We start from the raw sequence: 14,051 nt of genomic DNA on the forward strand, positions 1-14,051 counted from the left end.
GGCCTGACCGTTTTAATCATCAAACAAGAAACGAGGCGCAGATGAGTCAAGCCATCAAATTTGATTCTCTTTGGTACGGTTTCCACCTCGCCAGCATGCAAGGTGGCCACTATCAAAGCATCGAAAACGCAGCTATTGGCGTCAACCAACAACACATCGTCTGGATTGGTGAATATGCAGCGCTCCCCGCTTATCAGGCTGAACAGGAACATGATTTGGGCGGCGGTTGGGTGACCCCCGGTTTAATTGATTGCCACACTCACCTTATTTTTGGTGGCAATCGCGCTAGCGAATTTGAGCAACGCCTCAATGGCATCAGCTATCAACAAATCGCCAAGGCAGGCGGTGGCATCGCCGCTTCGGTAAGAGACACTCGGGCGGCCAGTCAACAACAGCTGGCCGACTCCGCCAAACGCCGCTTAAGCGCGCTGCTAAAAGATGGCGTGACCACGGTAGAAATAAAATCGGGTTATGGCCTCACAAGCACTGATGAAGCCAAAATGCTGCAAGTGGCTCGCGATTTAGCCAAAGATTTTCCAGTGGATGTTCAAACCACTTGCCTCGCCGCGCATGCCCTGCCACCAGAATTTGAGGGCCGCGCCGACGACTACATCGACTATTTGTGTGAACAACTACTGCCACAAATCGCCCATTTAGGCTTGGCCGATGCAGTGGATGCCTTTTGTGAAGGCATTGCTTTTAGTCCCGCACAAGTGGAGCGCTACTTTAAGGTCGCGCAATCTTTAGGACTACCGGTAAAATTACACGCTGAGCAGTTGTCGGCGCTTGGTGGCAGTTCTTTAGCTGCTCGCTACCAAGCGCTGTCGGCTGACCATTTGGAATATTTAACCGAGCAAGATGTTGCCGCCATGGCGCAATCGGGCACCGTCGCGGTGTTATTGCCCGGCGCCTTCTTCTGCTTGAAAGAAAGCCAAAAGCCACCAATTGCGCTATTACGCCAGTACGGAGTGCCGATGGCGATTGCCAGCGATGCCAATCCCGGCACCTCACCAGTACTCTCGCTGCGGCTGATGATGAACATGGCCTGTACCCTGTTTGGTTTAACGCCCGAAGAAGCACTGGCAGGCACCACCATTCACGCCGCCAAAGCTTTGGGTTTGGCCAAGACTCATGGCCAACTCAGCCTTGGCAAAATCGCCGATTTTGTCTGTTGGGACATCGACAGCCCAGGGGAGCTTAGTTATTGGCTGGGTGGGGATTTGTTAAAGGCTCGGGTCAAAGCAGGAGAACTCACAGATGTTTAAGTGCGAGAAACCATTTCAGTTTCATCAGGGCAATAACCCACTCCTGGTCAGCATGCCACATAGTGGCCTGCAATTATTGCCCGGGATGCAAGCGCGCCTGAGCGAATCGGCCAGGCACTTGCCGGATACCGACTGGTATTTGCCTCAGTTATACGAGTTCTTAAGCGAGTTGGATGTATCCATCATCAGCGCCAACTATTCACGCTATGTAGTGGATTTAAATCGCCCGCAGGATGACCAAGCACTTTATGCCAGTAAAACCACCGGGTTATTTCCGGAGATATTATTTGATGAACGCCCGGTTTTTTTAACCGACAAGCAGCATAGCGCCGCTTTAAAAGCACAGATTAAGACTGAAATTTGGCGGCCCTATCACCAACAGATTGCCAGCGAACTGGCGCGGCTGAAAGCCCGGTTTGGTTATGCCATCTTATTTGACGCGCATAGCATTGCCGCACAGGTGCCGATGTTATTTGCAGGAAAACTGCCCGATTTCAACTTCGGCAACAATGACGGCCTCGCCTGCGCGCCTGGCTTACTCACTGACTTAGAAAACATTGTGGCTACCAGCCGCTATAGCCATGTTTGTAATGGGCGCTTTAAGGGCGGCTACATCACCCGCCATTTTGGCCAGCCCCAACACAACATTCACGCGATTCAGCTCGAGCTCTCACAAGATACTTATCTAGCTGGATCTTCAAACAATTATCAGCTGGATAGCGGCAAAACTGAGCCACTCAAGCCGTTGTTACAGCAGCTCATCAGCTGCTTATTAGCGCCCGGCAAAGCAGCATACTTAAAGAATACAAACGAGGTTTAAAATGACTGAGCAAAGTTTCAAGGACATGATCTTAGAAGGTATCCCGAAGATCTTACCGGCCAAAAGAGCCAGAAATGAGAACTTAAGCCATGCGCCAAAAAGAAAAGATATTCTCACTAAGACCGAGAAAAAATTAGCCATTAAAAATGCCCTAAGATACTTTCCCGAAGCGCATCATCAGGAACTTGCTGAAGATTTTTATCAGGAGCTGGAAACCTACGGCCGCATTTACATGTATCGTTTCATGCCGAACTATCAGATTTCGGCAAGGTCTATCGATGAGTACCCGCACCAATCCAAGCAGGCCGCTGCCATTATGCTGATGCTGAGCAACAATCTAGATCATGCGATTGCCCAGCATCCTGAAGAACTGATTACCTATGGTGGCAACGGTTCGGTGTTCTCGAATTGGATCCAGTATCGCCTTACCATGAAGTACCTCGCAGAGATGAGCGATGAACAAACCTTAGTGTTGTATTCGGGTCATCCTATGGGTTTATATCCGTCACACAAAGACGCACCTCGGGTGGTGGTGACCAATGGCATGATGATCCCCAACTATTCAAAGCCCGATGATTGGGAAAAATTTAACGCACTGGGGGTGACTCAATATGGTCAGATGACAGCGGGTTCATTCATGTATATCGGACCACAAGGGATTGTGCATGGCACCACACTGACCGTTTTAAATGCCACCCGAATGAAACCGGATCGCGATCCATCCAAACTACCGATATTTGTCACCTCTGGGCTGGGCGGAATGAGTGGCGCCCAACCCAAAGCAGCAGTCATCGCCAAAACCATCGGTATCGTGGCCGAGGTGAATCCTAAAGCGGCTTATAAACGCCATCAACAAGGCTGGGTTGATGAAATCTATGAAGATATCGAGCAACTCATGGCCCGAGTGAAACTCGCGCTGGAGCAAGGCAAGCCAGTCTCCTTGGCTTATCTTGGCAACATCGTTGACCTTTGGGAAAGGTTTGCTCAGGAAGATATTCAAGTGGATCTCGGCTCCGATCAAACCTCGCTGCATAATCCCTGGGCGGGTGGCTACTACCCGGTTGGTTACAGCTTTGAGGAGTCCAATGAGATGATGGCCAATCAAGCTGAAAAATTCAAAGCTGCGGTGCAACACTCCCTGAAAAGGCATGTTGAAGCGATTAACCAGCTCACCGCCAAGGGCATGTATTTCTTTGATTATGGGAATGCCTTTCTGCTCGAAGCGAGTCGCGCCGGGGCCGATATTATGCAAGCCGACGGCTCTTTTAAATATCCTTCCTACGTACAGGATATTATGGGACCGATTTGTTTTGATTATGGTTTTGGACCGTTTCGCTGGGTATGCGCCTCGTCCAGTGAACAGGATCTGGATGTTACCGACCAAATTGCCGCTGAAGTACTGGAAGCCATGTATCTGGAGGCACCAAAAGAAATTAAACAACAGATTGCCGATAACCTGCTTTGGATCCGAGAAGCCAAGGAAAACAAATTGGTGGTGGGCTCTCAAGCTAGAATTTTATATGCCGATGCCGAAGGACGGATCAAGATTGCGGATGCATTTAATCAGGCCATCAAGTCGGGCAGACTATCTGCACCAGTGATCCTGGGTCGCGATCATCATGATGTATCCGGCACCGACTCACCTTATCGAGAAACCTCAAATATCTACGACGGTTCTAGATTTACCGCCGATATGGCGATCCACAATGTGATTGGAGATTCGTTCCGCGGGGCAACCTGGGTCAGTATTCACAATGGCGGTGGCGTTGGCTGGGGCGAAGTAACCAATGGAGGTTTCGGGATGATGCTGGACGGCTCAGATGATTGTGCCAGACGCTTAAAGTCGATGCTGCATTGGGATGTAAATAACGGCATATCAAGAAGAAACTGGGCCCGAAATGAAGGCGCTGTGTTTGCCATCAAACGAGCCATGGCTGCCGAGCCGCGACTAAAAGTCACCATCCCCTCGGTGGCAGATGACGCGCTAATTGATCAATTAATTCAATAACTAAGCGGTACAGGCCTTGAGTGAGCATACACTCACTCAAGGCTTTGTTTGCGGATACTCGATGGATTGGAAATCGACAGGCCAGCTCAGAATGAAGCAAATTCATCAACAACTCCGTCCCCAACCCATTCCCCACATTCTCGCTCTCTATGCCACTCTTACTCACAAATTCTCACGATCGGGGAACTTATATCTGCAGCATTGCCATACCAATCAAGTTGGTGTTTCAATTCATCATGATGTGTTTAAATTTCTTTTCCCAGCTAATGCCGATGTGATTCAGTATATGATCCGCTGATTGCATAGAATAAATCTGCCGAGCACCAGGCATGAAGTGCTGTCACCATTGGCTCTAATTACAACACACATAACGCGGTCGTGCAGATCCAGGCTAGCAAGAATGAACAGATAGTTAGCCTGGTATAAATAGGCATATACAAGCACTCATTTACCCGAGTCATTAGGCCGAACCGAGGCCTCTGTCATATGCACAGGAAACCCTTAAGGCAAAGACAAGATAATAACAACGCCCCCACAAAGTATTGAGCAAAAATAACTCACGACCAGAAAAAATATCTCGTCCTCACTCGTAAAACCTTCAAGAAACCGACCTGAAAGCACTAAATAGGTGCGCTTCCACCCCAAACTGGTGCAGCAACACCTGAAATGGGCGATACATCGATGCATCTTACTTGGCTGACGCTGTATTCATGAATGCTTATCACTTGGCATATAGATTGCTACTTATTGACTAATCTTGGTTGTATATACATATATATAACTCACATCAAGCTTCGTCTTCGCGTCGCTAACAAATTGAATGTAAAATGGAGAGTGCAATGAGTCAGCTGGTCAAGTCGAGTACTTCACCAAGCTTGGTTTGGGCAAGATTGCTTGGACTAAGTAGTGTCGGTATCTTTATGTTTTTTATTCCAATCACGGTTGCTGGAAAACAAAGCATTCCTTTAGACCATATTGTCGCCTGGTTAAAAACAAGCCTTGGTGCTGGAACCGCTTGGTATGCGATGGCCATGATTTTGGCTGGTGCCATTTACCCAATCATCAGTAATGAATGGCGTAAAAGCTTCTCCAATAAAGTTTTTCTTGCGTTGAAATGGCTCGGTGTTATCGCAGCTATTCTCGCCATCAGTCAATCGGGGCCAGCGTTTTTACAAACTCCCGATATGCTGCCGTTTTTATTCAATAAACTGGTCATATCGGTCGGTTTAATCGTACCGGTTGGCTCAGTATTTCTTGCGTTTTTAGTCAGTTACGGTCTATTAGAAAGTATTGGCATCATTTTACAAAAATTAATGCAGCCCATTTGGCGCACTCCGGGGCGCTCTGCAATTGATGCAGTCGCCTCTTTCGTCGGCAGCTATTCCATCGGTTTACTGATCACCAACCGAGTCTACCTCTCTGGTCACTACTCGGCACGCGAAGCGGCGATTATCGCAACCGGCTTTTCAACGGTTTCTGCGACCTTTATGATTATCGTTGCAAAAACTTTAGATTTAATGGCGATTTGGAATCTTTACTTTTGGTTAACACTGTTGATTACTTTCATCGTCACCGCAATCACAGTCCGCCTCCCCCCATTAACAACAATCAATAACCACGCTAACCATCGAGAGCCAAATTGCGAGCCAGGAAATAGACTCGCGAGTGCTCTTAAAAACGGCTTGGATGTCGCAGAACAAGCACAACCACTTGGCAAAAGTATTTTGGTCAATCTAAAAGATGGCTTACTGATGACGATTAGCATTTTGCCCTCAATTATGTCAGTCGGCTTAATCGGTTTATTGCTCGCCAAATACACGCCGCTGTTTGATTGGATTGGTTACCTGTTCTATCCGGTAATTTGGATATTTAATATCGATAATGCGATGGCGCTCTCTAAGGCCAGTGCCTCTGGGTTAGCCGAAATGTTTTTACCCGCTTTGTTGATGAAAGATGCCGATTTGGTTGCTCGCTTTTCAGCAGGAGTGGTTGCGATTTCATCCATCCTATTTTTCTCGGCATCCATCCCATGTATTCTTTCAACCAAAATCCCCTTAAGTGTTGCTAAATTAGTGGTGATTTGGTTTATTCGCACACTTTTAAGCTTGCTACTTGCGGTACCCACAGCACTCGTGCTTTTTAGTTAATCAATCACAAGCTCATAATCATTTGCTTATGAGCTTGTTCACCCTTGCTGACGACGGCGATTCCATCAGCCCCAAGCAAGCACTGACTATCTACGGCTTACCGTCTTGATATCACTAATCCAGACTTTTTGCTGTCTAGCAATCGCCTGCCAATCATAAAACTTAAGCTCAAAAACTTAAGCTCAAAAACTTAAGCTCAAAAACTCAAGCTCAAAAACTCAAGCTCAAAAACTAAGACATTCACGCACTCGCGCAGATGTTTCGCTTGCTATAATGCTGGCCTAAACCTTAACGCTTAAGCCATCATCCATGGACTTATTTTTACTCCTGACAGTCGTACTTGCCTGCCTGCTACTATGCTTTCCGCTGATCTTGCATCGGGTCTATCGCGCACCACGGATCATCGAACAATCGACCCCCGCAGCGCTGGGGATGAACTTCTCAGAGCAATGGCTCAGCAGCGTAAACGGTAAACAACTGTTTTCCTGGTTTCTGCCCGCCAACAACAGTCGATGTACTCTGGTCATCGTGCATGGTTGGGGGGCAAACGCCGAAATGATGCTACCACTGGCGCAACCCTTCTACGCTGCCGGAATGGATGTGCTACTTTATGATGCGCGCAATCATGGTCGCAGTGACCGAGACAGTTTTTCCTCACTGCCGCGCTTTGCTGAAGATCTTGGCTGCGCACTTGATTGGCTTCAACAGCGCTCCCCTGGCCATCAACTGGTGGTCCTAGGCCATTCGCTTGGCGCGGCGGCAGCTATTCTGAGTGCTTCCCGGCGCCATGACATCGATTTGGTAATAGGCCTGTCGGGCTTTGCACATCCCAACCTGCTAATGAAGCGCCATTTAGACAAACCCTGGTTGCCTCGCTTCATGCGTACGCAGATCTTAAACTACATTCAACATGTGATAGGATTTCGTTTCGAAGATATTGCCCCGATGAACCGAATCAGCGAGCTTCGCTGTCCAGTATTACTGGCCCACGGCACGGAAGATAAGGTGGTCCCGATCAGCGATATGCAACTGATTCAACAGAATGCTACAGACAAACAGTCGGTGACAATTATGGCTGTTGAAGGGGCACAACATGACTCCATTGAACACTTCCACGATCAGTCCGACAAATTATTAGCCTTTATTCAGCAAAAACTTAGCATCACGCCTCTATCTTCAAAACATCGCGAGTGAACAGTAAGCCACTAGTCTTCCCCTAGAATAATCAAAGTACTGGCAGGTTCAGATGAAGCCAAGCTTGCTTCATCGTTGAACCCCAAGTGGTCAGTAGACACCAACTTTAACCACAAGCCATACTGGGTATGTCATTCCATTTTATGAGCAAATTGTGCTTACCAAATTTTGTCGAGGTCTTTGGCATATAACAAAATAGCCGCTTGGTATTCTTGAATGGATCCACTATTTGTGGTTGAAACCAAGAGCTCAAGCAGCAATGAAATGGCCTCCTTGTGGCGACCCACATTATACAAACACATGGCATAAAAAGGCTGAGCTTCAATTGACTCAGGATATTCATTCATAACTTGCTCAAAGTAAAGTAAAGCTTCGGCATAAGCACCGAGACTTCTATAAGTACTTGCGAGACCAAATAAGCAATCAAAGCATTCGGATGCAGAAAGTGGACCCAATAAGGCTAATTTATAATGCCGAATTGCCGCTTGTTCTTTGCCTTGATTGTCGTACGACCATGCAATTTGCAAGTGAGCTTTGGCCGCGAATGTCCGATCCTTAAGCAAACTTTCGAGCAAAGATCGAGATTCTTGGTACAGACCGTCCTTACGCAAAGCAATAGCCCGATTGATTACTGTTTCCATAAATACTTAAACACTTATAAGTTATCAAACAATGGCGCATAACAGACTCTGTTTGCGACCTTTGTTTTATACAAAAAGCCCCCTTACTACATACAATGCTGTAAGGGTGACAGCTTTAGCTAAATACAGGTTCATCATCATGTAATTTTAGCCACGCGGCTTTGTCGGTCGTGTACACTTGAATTTGCGGTGCCAGCGCTTCTGAATAGTGATCAATTGAGCCGAGAGGCAGCACAAAGTCTTCTGGGAAATGCTTACCATTAACCAAATATGCTGAACAACCGCAATTAGAACAAAATGCCTTACTGGATGACTCTGTGGCATTATATTTAGCGATATATTCATGACCTTTAATCACTTCGAACTGTGCCTGAGGCACAACAATCCATGTACTGTAATCAGAGCCCTGCAATTTCCGACAACTATTACAATGACATTTGACCACCGTTTTAATCGGTAATTCAAACGCCCATTGTACTGAATTACAATGACAACTACCGTTGATTTGACGCATTCAATACTCCAAAGTTTGTAAGCAGATATATTCAGGAAAAATACTTTCGAGAAGCGGTGATCAATTAAAGCACAAAACCACAATAGGGCAACGGCAAGAAGATCTCTCAATCTCAAACATCTTCGGTGGCCAATAAATCATATTCGCTTACCAGACAAACCTTCGGGACAAGATCGACGCATACAGTCCTGCAACCAGGCTAAAAACTGAGCCTCATCTTCTACAAGTTCATTGCGACAACTAAGTAAAATATAGTGATGCCCTGACAAGATAAAACCCAAAGGAGCAATTAAACGACCGCAAGCTAAATCATCGGCCACTAACGGATAAGAGCCCATTGCAGCCCCAAGACCATCTGCAGCAGCTTGCAAGCAAAAATAAAAATGTTCGAAGGTCTTTTCAAACGGATGTACTGGCAGTACATGGCAAGAGTGTTGTGACCAATCCTGCCATGCACTGGCTCTCGTTTCGGAGTGTAATAAAGTCATCTTGGTAAGATCTGCTTGAACTTTATCCCAGTAAGCCGCAGACATCACCGGCCCAACCCATTCCTCGACTAAGGGGTGAACACCATAATCTTCGGGGATATCAAAATCATCACGCCGGATCGCCATCGATAGGCCATTCTCATTTAAGGCAATAGCACCACCAGCGGTAGAGAGCCGGACATCAATCCCTGAGCTTTGGTGAAACTGCGATAGCCTCGGCATTAACCAACGCATGGTTAAGGTTGGCTCACAGGACACTTCAAGATGATGCTCATCCATACTAATCACTTGCTTGGCACCATTGTCAAGCGCATCAAACGCCACATCAGTATAGTGTTTCAGAACTTTTCCTTGCGCTGTTAGCTGCATTCGTCGCCCTTGCTTGATAAATAAAGGCTTTTGTAAATGCTGTTCCAACACTTTGATCTGTTTACTAATGGCACCATGGGTTAAGTAGAGTTTTTTAGCGGCTTCACTATAACTGCTCGACTGAGCGGCGATATGAAAAACATGAAACGCCTTTAAATGCCTCATGAGTGAGTATTTCTCACAGTTGTTGTGACGTATTTTCGATTATATATAAACTAAAAATAGATACAATAAATTCAAATCCTCAACCTATCAGGGAAGTTATGGAGTTTTTGAGTTTAGCAGTTTTTGGTTTTCTTATTGTTGTTAGTCCCGGTTCTGACTTTGTTTTAGTGCTTAAAAACAGCATGGCTAAGGGCCGAACTGCTGGCATGCTCACCGCGCTTGGCATAGCGCTCAGTATCTGCGTACATAGCAGCTATTCTATATTCGGGATTAGTCACCTAATCTCACAAAATATTTTTCTGTTTAACGCCATCAAATATATAGGCGCGCTCTATCTTATCTACTTAGGGATCTGTGGCTTATTCGCTTCAAAAACCCAAATCAGTGAGCAACATGCAAAACAACCCCATCAAACTGCTGGCAAATATGTGATGCAGGGGTTTTTATGTAACTTACTAAACCCAAAAACGATGCTGTTTTTTCTCAGTGTATTTAGCCAACTGCTCACTACAGACAACAGTACACTCAGCTTCGTTATCGTCTATGGCTTATACATTGCCCTGCTCCATGGGATTTGGTTTAGCTTGCTGTCGTTTGTTGTCACCAGCAAAGGGAGCTCAAATATTTTTCAACGCTTTGGGCAGCGGATCAATCAACTGTGCGGTGCTGGCTTAGTTTCTTTTGGCGCTGCACTGTTAGCCAGTAAACAGTTGTAACCGCATATTTTAGCAACAGGATAACAAAAAAACTTGTCTCATTTACTCTCTCGAGGGCGATTTGAATGCAAGCTAAAAAACTTGAATAATCACCAGCAGTATCCACTGGGTGAGTCGAATATCGACCACCCAGTGCTACTTTATAAAGCAACAAAGTCAAATTATTTTCGCCGGATGCTGCAAGCAATCGGCTATTTTACGCCAAAAAGATCGGCCTTAATGATATACAAGTGGTTGTGATCAACCGTGTTGGCATCGAGATGTTTTTGTTCTAACTTCCCCTTCGTTGACCAAGTAGCGAAGTCATCATCATTCAGCACCCCCAGATGCTGTTGATCAATCACCCACAAGCCTTCCATCTTGTCGTGTGGATAGGCAACGGCTTGTACCATATCCACCACCAAGGTTTTCGTCACCGGCTTAATCCCGTGCTTAGCCAGGCCATCCCAGCCATATTTAACGCTGTACTGCTCCAGCGTTAGACCGTCAATCAGTAATCCAAGGCTGGGATCGCGGGTCACTGAAGCCGATAAAAGCACTTGAGAAAGCGGCGTCCCGCTGTGAAGATCGATGCGATACACTTGTTTCTGCACTTTGGGGTTGGCTTTACTAGCCCCCTTAGGCCCGCCCAGCAAAAAACCACCATCACGTTCTATCACTAGAAAATCATGGCTGGTCAAAGCCGCCAACTCAGAATTTGAGTTTTGTTTTTTCTGCTGACGATATAAATACTGTTCAGTTTTGCCATTAGCTAAGGCAATACTCACGATACGAGTCAAATCGCCTTTTTGTGCCGCTTTATCAGGATTTTTCATGGTGGACTGCATGATCCCCACCAAGGTGCTTTGGTCTGGCGTAATTGCTAAACCTTCCATACCTCGATTGGCACGTCGATGCTGAAACACCGCAGGCAAGTGGTAAGTCGCCCGCTTGTCGTTTTGAAACGCATTCATCCGTTCAAGTTCCACCCCATTGGCATCAAAATGAACCAGATGTGGGCCATATTCATCGCTCACCCAGAAAGTACCATCGCGCAAGGCTGCTAAACCTTCCCCATCTAAACCAAAATCATCCAGCTTAATTGGATTACGCTGCGCATCATAAGGCCGATTGTCATTCACCAACACTGGCTTGCCATTGGCATGATAAGGCGTTTCACCTGTCCCACCCAATGCCGAGCTATTGGGTAAACCTGAAATAAGGCTGCCATCTGGCCGTTTTAGCAAAATAGTTTTTAGGAGGCTGATCTCGCCATTCTCAGCCACTTCAAATAAGCCGATCCGCGGCGTGTAACTAGCCGTTGGAAAGCTCTTCCCTTTCCCGTAATCACCACTGTAATTCGCGTTCGGACCTCGGTCGGTCAGTGCGTAAAACTGATTCGCTTGATTTGGATTGCCGGTCATGGCCGAGCCAAAACCACCATTACGAATTTCCAAGGGTAAACTGGTTTTAGCGTCGATAAGATCATCTCGCAATACCGTGTAAGGCAGACGACTCCCCTGCTGAGGAAAACTATCTACAAAACCGGTCGCTGTAGTTGGCGCTGTAGTTGCTGAATGGGTACAAGCAACTAAAAGGCTCGCTGAAATGATTCCTGCTAAGCAGGCTTGATTGCTCATGGTCGTTCCCTTTACTGTTAAAACTGCCGTGTTTGGTGACTCTTTCCCTAGCCTAATCAACGGCTATGACATTTTAATGACCACTCAACGATGCCGTTGTGCGGAAACCTTTCGAAGCACCGCTGCTCTTGTTGTGACAAAAATACCTACCCAAGCTACAGCACGATAAAAATGGTTCATCAAAATCATCAAACTTTTGTATGAACTCACTCGGATAAAATTTGCATGAATGGAACCGCGAGTCCCATCAGCGCAAAAAAGACCGCAAAATGTGTGACCGCCAACCGCCAGAAAAGCAATGTGTGAGCTCAATCGTAGATCCGCTCCCAACAATGCAAGCCCCCTTCCCGCTGACGCTATTTGTTCCAATTCTCTTCGGCGTAAAGTCTGCCTCAAGTTCATTGCGACAGAGATAGAAGTCATGCTCAGTAAACAAACTCTTAGCCCCCAACAAGCCATCGCACATATCCAAGATGGGATGACGGTGATGGTTGGCGGGTTTATGACGGTTGGTACGCCAGAGAAGTTGATCGATGCCCTGGTAGAAAAAAATATCACCAATCTTACCGTTATTTGTAACGACGCAGGTCTACCAGACAAAGGCGTCGGCAAACTCATTAAAAATGGTCAAGTAAGTAAGTTAATTGCATCCCACATCGGCTTAAATCGAATTGCCGGTGAAAAAATGAATAGTGGAGAAATGCAGGTTGAGTTAATCCCACAAGGCACCTTAGCCGAGCAAATTCGCGCAGGGGGAGCTGGTCTTGGTGGAGTCTTAACCAAAACAGGGCTCAATACTCTGGTCGAAGACGCGAAACAACAAGTCACAGTGGCAGGTCAACGCTACCTAATTGAAGAACCACTTAAAGCAGATGTTTCACTAATTCGTACCCATCTGAGCGACCCATACGGCAACTCCAGCTTCAACAAAACCGCCGCCAATTTTAATCCTGTGATGGCAACCGCTGGCGAACTGGTTCTGGTAGAGCCTGAGCAAATCATCGATTACGACCATGTCGAACCAGCGTTATTTACCCTGCCGTCGGTTCTTGTCGATTTCATCGTGGAGTAAACAATATGTCAATTAAAAACCTTATCGCTAAACGCGTCGCTGAAGAACTCAATATTGGAGACCTGGTGAATCTTGGGATTGGCATGCCCACTCTGGTGGCAGATTTTGTGGCACCTGAAAAACACGTCATCTTTCAATCAGAGAATGGCATGGTCGGTCTGGATTCGACGGCTATAGCAGGGCAAGAAGACTGGGACCTCACCAATGCGGGCGGCCAAGCCGCGACGGCTTGCCACGGTGCGGCTTATTTTGATTCGAGCCTATCGTTTGCGCTGATCCGTGGAGGACACGTAGACGCAACCGTTCTTGGCGCCATGGAAGTCGACCGACATGGCAATCTCGCTAACTACATGATCCCCGGAAAAATGGTGGCCGGAATGGGCGGTGCAATGGATCTGGTGAACGGGGCCAAGAAAGTCATCATCATGATGACTCATTGCAATAAAAACGGTGAGCCCAAAATTCTTAATCAATGCACCCTGCCACTCACAGCAAGCCATTGTGTCGACCTCATCGTTACCGAACTAGCGGTGATTAAACCCACGAAAGCGGGCTTGTTACTACTAGAAATTGCCTATAACACCAGCGTTGAAGAAGTGATTCAAAAAACCGGAACCGAACTGGTGATCGCTGGATCTATCAAGCTATTTGGAGAAGAAAAATGAAGCTATCGCAATTGGAAACACTAAACCAATACCAACCGCCCAAGCATTTCAATGTGTCCTGTTTAAAAGTTCAGGGCGAAGACACAGGCCTCACAAAGTTCTGGCAAGGCTTGTCGACTTTTAAGGCCGATGGAGGAGCCGACTGGCAATACGGAGAAGGCACATTTGGCGCTGGCACCGAGAAAAGTTACTTCGTTATCGAGGGTCAAATTACCGTCGAAAATGAAGCTGGCCAGAGCTATGTAGTCAATCGTTTCGAATCCATTAGCTTGCAGCCAAATGAAAAACGAAAAATGTGGAATAGCAGCAATACCGATGCGGTGGTTTTAGTCACGGTCTCAGCATAAGTAAACGATTTAAATCAAATA

The 14,051-nt window shown here is 46.6% G+C and carries 14 protein-coding genes; 10 read left to right on the forward strand and 4 right to left on the reverse strand.

Annotated elements, in window-relative coordinates:
• The first annotated feature begins 41 nt into the window (after positions 1 to 41).
• The 6 genes from hutI to ACRRSX_RS14095 all read left to right on the forward strand — a co-directional run bounded on the left by hutI (position 42) and on the right by ACRRSX_RS14095 (position 7,434).
• Positions 42 to 1,265 (forward strand): imidazolonepropionase, encoded by a 1,224-nt coding sequence (hutI, locus tag ACRRSX_RS14070; RefSeq protein WP_432452562.1) that lies wholly within the window; start codon positions 42 to 44, stop codon positions 1,263 to 1,265.
• Positions 1,258 to 2,085, forward strand: coding sequence for an N-formylglutamate deformylase (gene hutG, locus ACRRSX_RS14075; RefSeq protein ID WP_432452561.1), 828 nt, complete (start codon positions 1,258 to 1,260; stop codon positions 2,083 to 2,085). The genes hutI and hutG overlap by 8 nt, the downstream gene beginning before the upstream one ends.
• Before the next feature lies 1 nt (position 2,086).
• Positions 2,087 to 4,093, forward strand: coding sequence for a urocanate hydratase (locus ACRRSX_RS14080; protein ID WP_432452560.1), 2,007 nt, complete (start codon positions 2,087 to 2,089; stop codon positions 4,091 to 4,093).
• 61 nt (positions 4,094 to 4,154) lie between these two features.
• Positions 4,155 to 4,391: a hypothetical protein gene (locus ACRRSX_RS14085; RefSeq protein ID WP_432452559.1), complete on the forward strand. Its 237-nt coding sequence runs from the start codon at positions 4,155 to 4,157 to the stop codon at positions 4,389 to 4,391.
• 541 nt (positions 4,392 to 4,932) lie between these two features.
• Complete coding sequence (locus tag ACRRSX_RS14090) at positions 4,933 to 6,240, forward strand: YjiH family protein (protein ID WP_432452558.1); 1,308 nt, start codon at positions 4,933 to 4,935, stop codon at positions 6,238 to 6,240.
• Positions 6,241 to 6,549: 309 nt separating this feature from the next.
• The gene (locus ACRRSX_RS14095) at positions 6,550 to 7,434 is read left to right on the forward strand and encodes an alpha/beta hydrolase (RefSeq protein WP_432452557.1); all 885 of its coding nucleotides are present in this window, start codon (positions 6,550 to 6,552) and stop codon (positions 7,432 to 7,434) included.
• 158 nt (positions 7,435 to 7,592) lie between these two features.
• On the opposite strand, the gene ACRRSX_RS14100 is transcribed toward ACRRSX_RS14095, so the two are convergent.
• From ACRRSX_RS14100 to ACRRSX_RS14110, 3 genes are all read right to left on the reverse strand, one after another.
• Entirely contained in the window at positions 7,593 to 8,075 is a 483-nt protein-coding gene (locus ACRRSX_RS14100) for a tetratricopeptide repeat protein (RefSeq protein WP_432452556.1), read from the reverse strand.
• A gap of 115 nt (positions 8,076 to 8,190) precedes the next feature.
• A complete protein-coding gene (locus ACRRSX_RS14105; protein WP_432452555.1) occupies positions 8,191 to 8,589 on the reverse strand; it encodes a GFA family protein in 399 nt (132 codons plus the stop codon).
• 137 nt (positions 8,590 to 8,726) lie between these two features.
• A complete protein-coding gene (locus ACRRSX_RS14110; protein WP_432452554.1) occupies positions 8,727 to 9,611 on the reverse strand; it encodes a LysR family transcriptional regulator in 885 nt (294 codons plus the stop codon).
• A gap of 98 nt (positions 9,612 to 9,709) precedes the next feature.
• On the opposite strand from ACRRSX_RS14110, the gene ACRRSX_RS14115 reads away from it, so the two are divergent.
• Positions 9,710 to 10,327, forward strand: a complete 618-nt coding sequence (locus ACRRSX_RS14115) for a LysE family translocator (protein WP_432452553.1) — start codon at positions 9,710 to 9,712, stop codon at positions 10,325 to 10,327.
• 191 nt (positions 10,328 to 10,518) lie between these two features.
• On the opposite strand, the gene ACRRSX_RS14120 is transcribed toward ACRRSX_RS14115, so the two are convergent.
• Positions 10,519 to 11,946, reverse strand: coding sequence for an esterase-like activity of phytase family protein (locus ACRRSX_RS14120; RefSeq protein ID WP_432452552.1), 1,428 nt, complete (start codon positions 11,944 to 11,946; stop codon positions 10,519 to 10,521).
• A 421-nt stretch (positions 11,947 to 12,367) separates the two neighbouring features.
• Between ACRRSX_RS14120 and ACRRSX_RS14125 the strand changes: the two genes are divergently transcribed.
• From ACRRSX_RS14125 to ACRRSX_RS14135, 3 genes are read left to right on the forward strand one after another with little or no spacing between them, the layout of a single operon-like run.
• A complete protein-coding gene (locus ACRRSX_RS14125; RefSeq protein ID WP_432452551.1) occupies positions 12,368 to 13,018 on the forward strand; it encodes a CoA transferase subunit A in 651 nt (216 codons plus the stop codon).
• Between the two features lie 5 nt (positions 13,019 to 13,023).
• Complete coding sequence (locus ACRRSX_RS14130) at positions 13,024 to 13,683, forward strand: 3-oxoacid CoA-transferase subunit B (protein WP_432452550.1); 660 nt, start codon at positions 13,024 to 13,026, stop codon at positions 13,681 to 13,683.
• Positions 13,680 to 14,030: a cupin domain-containing protein gene (locus ACRRSX_RS14135; protein WP_432452549.1), complete on the forward strand. Its 351-nt coding sequence runs from the start codon at positions 13,680 to 13,682 to the stop codon at positions 14,028 to 14,030. Before ACRRSX_RS14130 ends, ACRRSX_RS14135 begins: the two co-directional genes overlap by 4 nt.
• The last annotated feature ends 21 nt before the right edge of the window (positions 14,031 to 14,051 follow it).

Source organism: Agarivorans sp. QJM3NY_30 (genome assembly GCF_050870855.2).
Taxonomy (GTDB): domain Bacteria; phylum Pseudomonadota; class Gammaproteobacteria; order Enterobacterales; family Celerinatantimonadaceae; genus Agarivorans.

Excerpts from the sequence above, each read along its gene's own strand:
- ACRRSX_RS14135 (WP_432452549.1), top strand. The coding sequence starts at position 13,680 with ATGAAGCTATCGCAATTGGAAACACTAAACCAATACCAACCGCCCAAG.
- ACRRSX_RS14085 (WP_432452559.1), top strand. The coding sequence starts at position 4,155 with ATGGATTGGAAATCGACAGGCCAGCTCAGAATGAAGCAAATTCATCAA.
- hutI (WP_432452562.1), top strand. The coding sequence starts at position 42 with ATGAGTCAAGCCATCAAATTTGATTCTCTTTGGTACGGTTTCCACCTC.
- ACRRSX_RS14105 (WP_432452555.1), bottom strand. The coding sequence starts at position 8,589 with ATGCGTCAAATCAACGGTAGTTGTCATTGTAATTCAGTACAATGGGCG.
- ACRRSX_RS14120 (WP_432452552.1), bottom strand. The coding sequence starts at position 11,946 with ATGAGCAATCAAGCCTGCTTAGCAGGAATCATTTCAGCGAGCCTTTTA.
- ACRRSX_RS14100 (WP_432452556.1), bottom strand. The coding sequence starts at position 8,075 with ATGGAAACAGTAATCAATCGGGCTATTGCTTTGCGTAAGGACGGTCTG.
- ACRRSX_RS14115 (WP_432452553.1), top strand. The coding sequence starts at position 9,710 with ATGGAGTTTTTGAGTTTAGCAGTTTTTGGTTTTCTTATTGTTGTTAGT.
- ACRRSX_RS14125 (WP_432452551.1), top strand. The coding sequence starts at position 12,368 with ATGCTCAGTAAACAAACTCTTAGCCCCCAACAAGCCATCGCACATATC.
- ACRRSX_RS14090 (WP_432452558.1), top strand. The coding sequence starts at position 4,933 with ATGAGTCAGCTGGTCAAGTCGAGTACTTCACCAAGCTTGGTTTGGGCA.
- hutG (WP_432452561.1), top strand. The coding sequence starts at position 1,258 with ATGTTTAAGTGCGAGAAACCATTTCAGTTTCATCAGGGCAATAACCCA.
- ACRRSX_RS14080 (WP_432452560.1), top strand. The coding sequence starts at position 2,087 with ATGACTGAGCAAAGTTTCAAGGACATGATCTTAGAAGGTATCCCGAAG.
- ACRRSX_RS14095 (WP_432452557.1), top strand. The coding sequence starts at position 6,550 with ATGGACTTATTTTTACTCCTGACAGTCGTACTTGCCTGCCTGCTACTA.
- ACRRSX_RS14110 (WP_432452554.1), bottom strand. The coding sequence starts at position 9,611 with ATGAGGCATTTAAAGGCGTTTCATGTTTTTCATATCGCCGCTCAGTCG.
- ACRRSX_RS14130 (WP_432452550.1), top strand. The coding sequence starts at position 13,024 with ATGTCAATTAAAAACCTTATCGCTAAACGCGTCGCTGAAGAACTCAAT.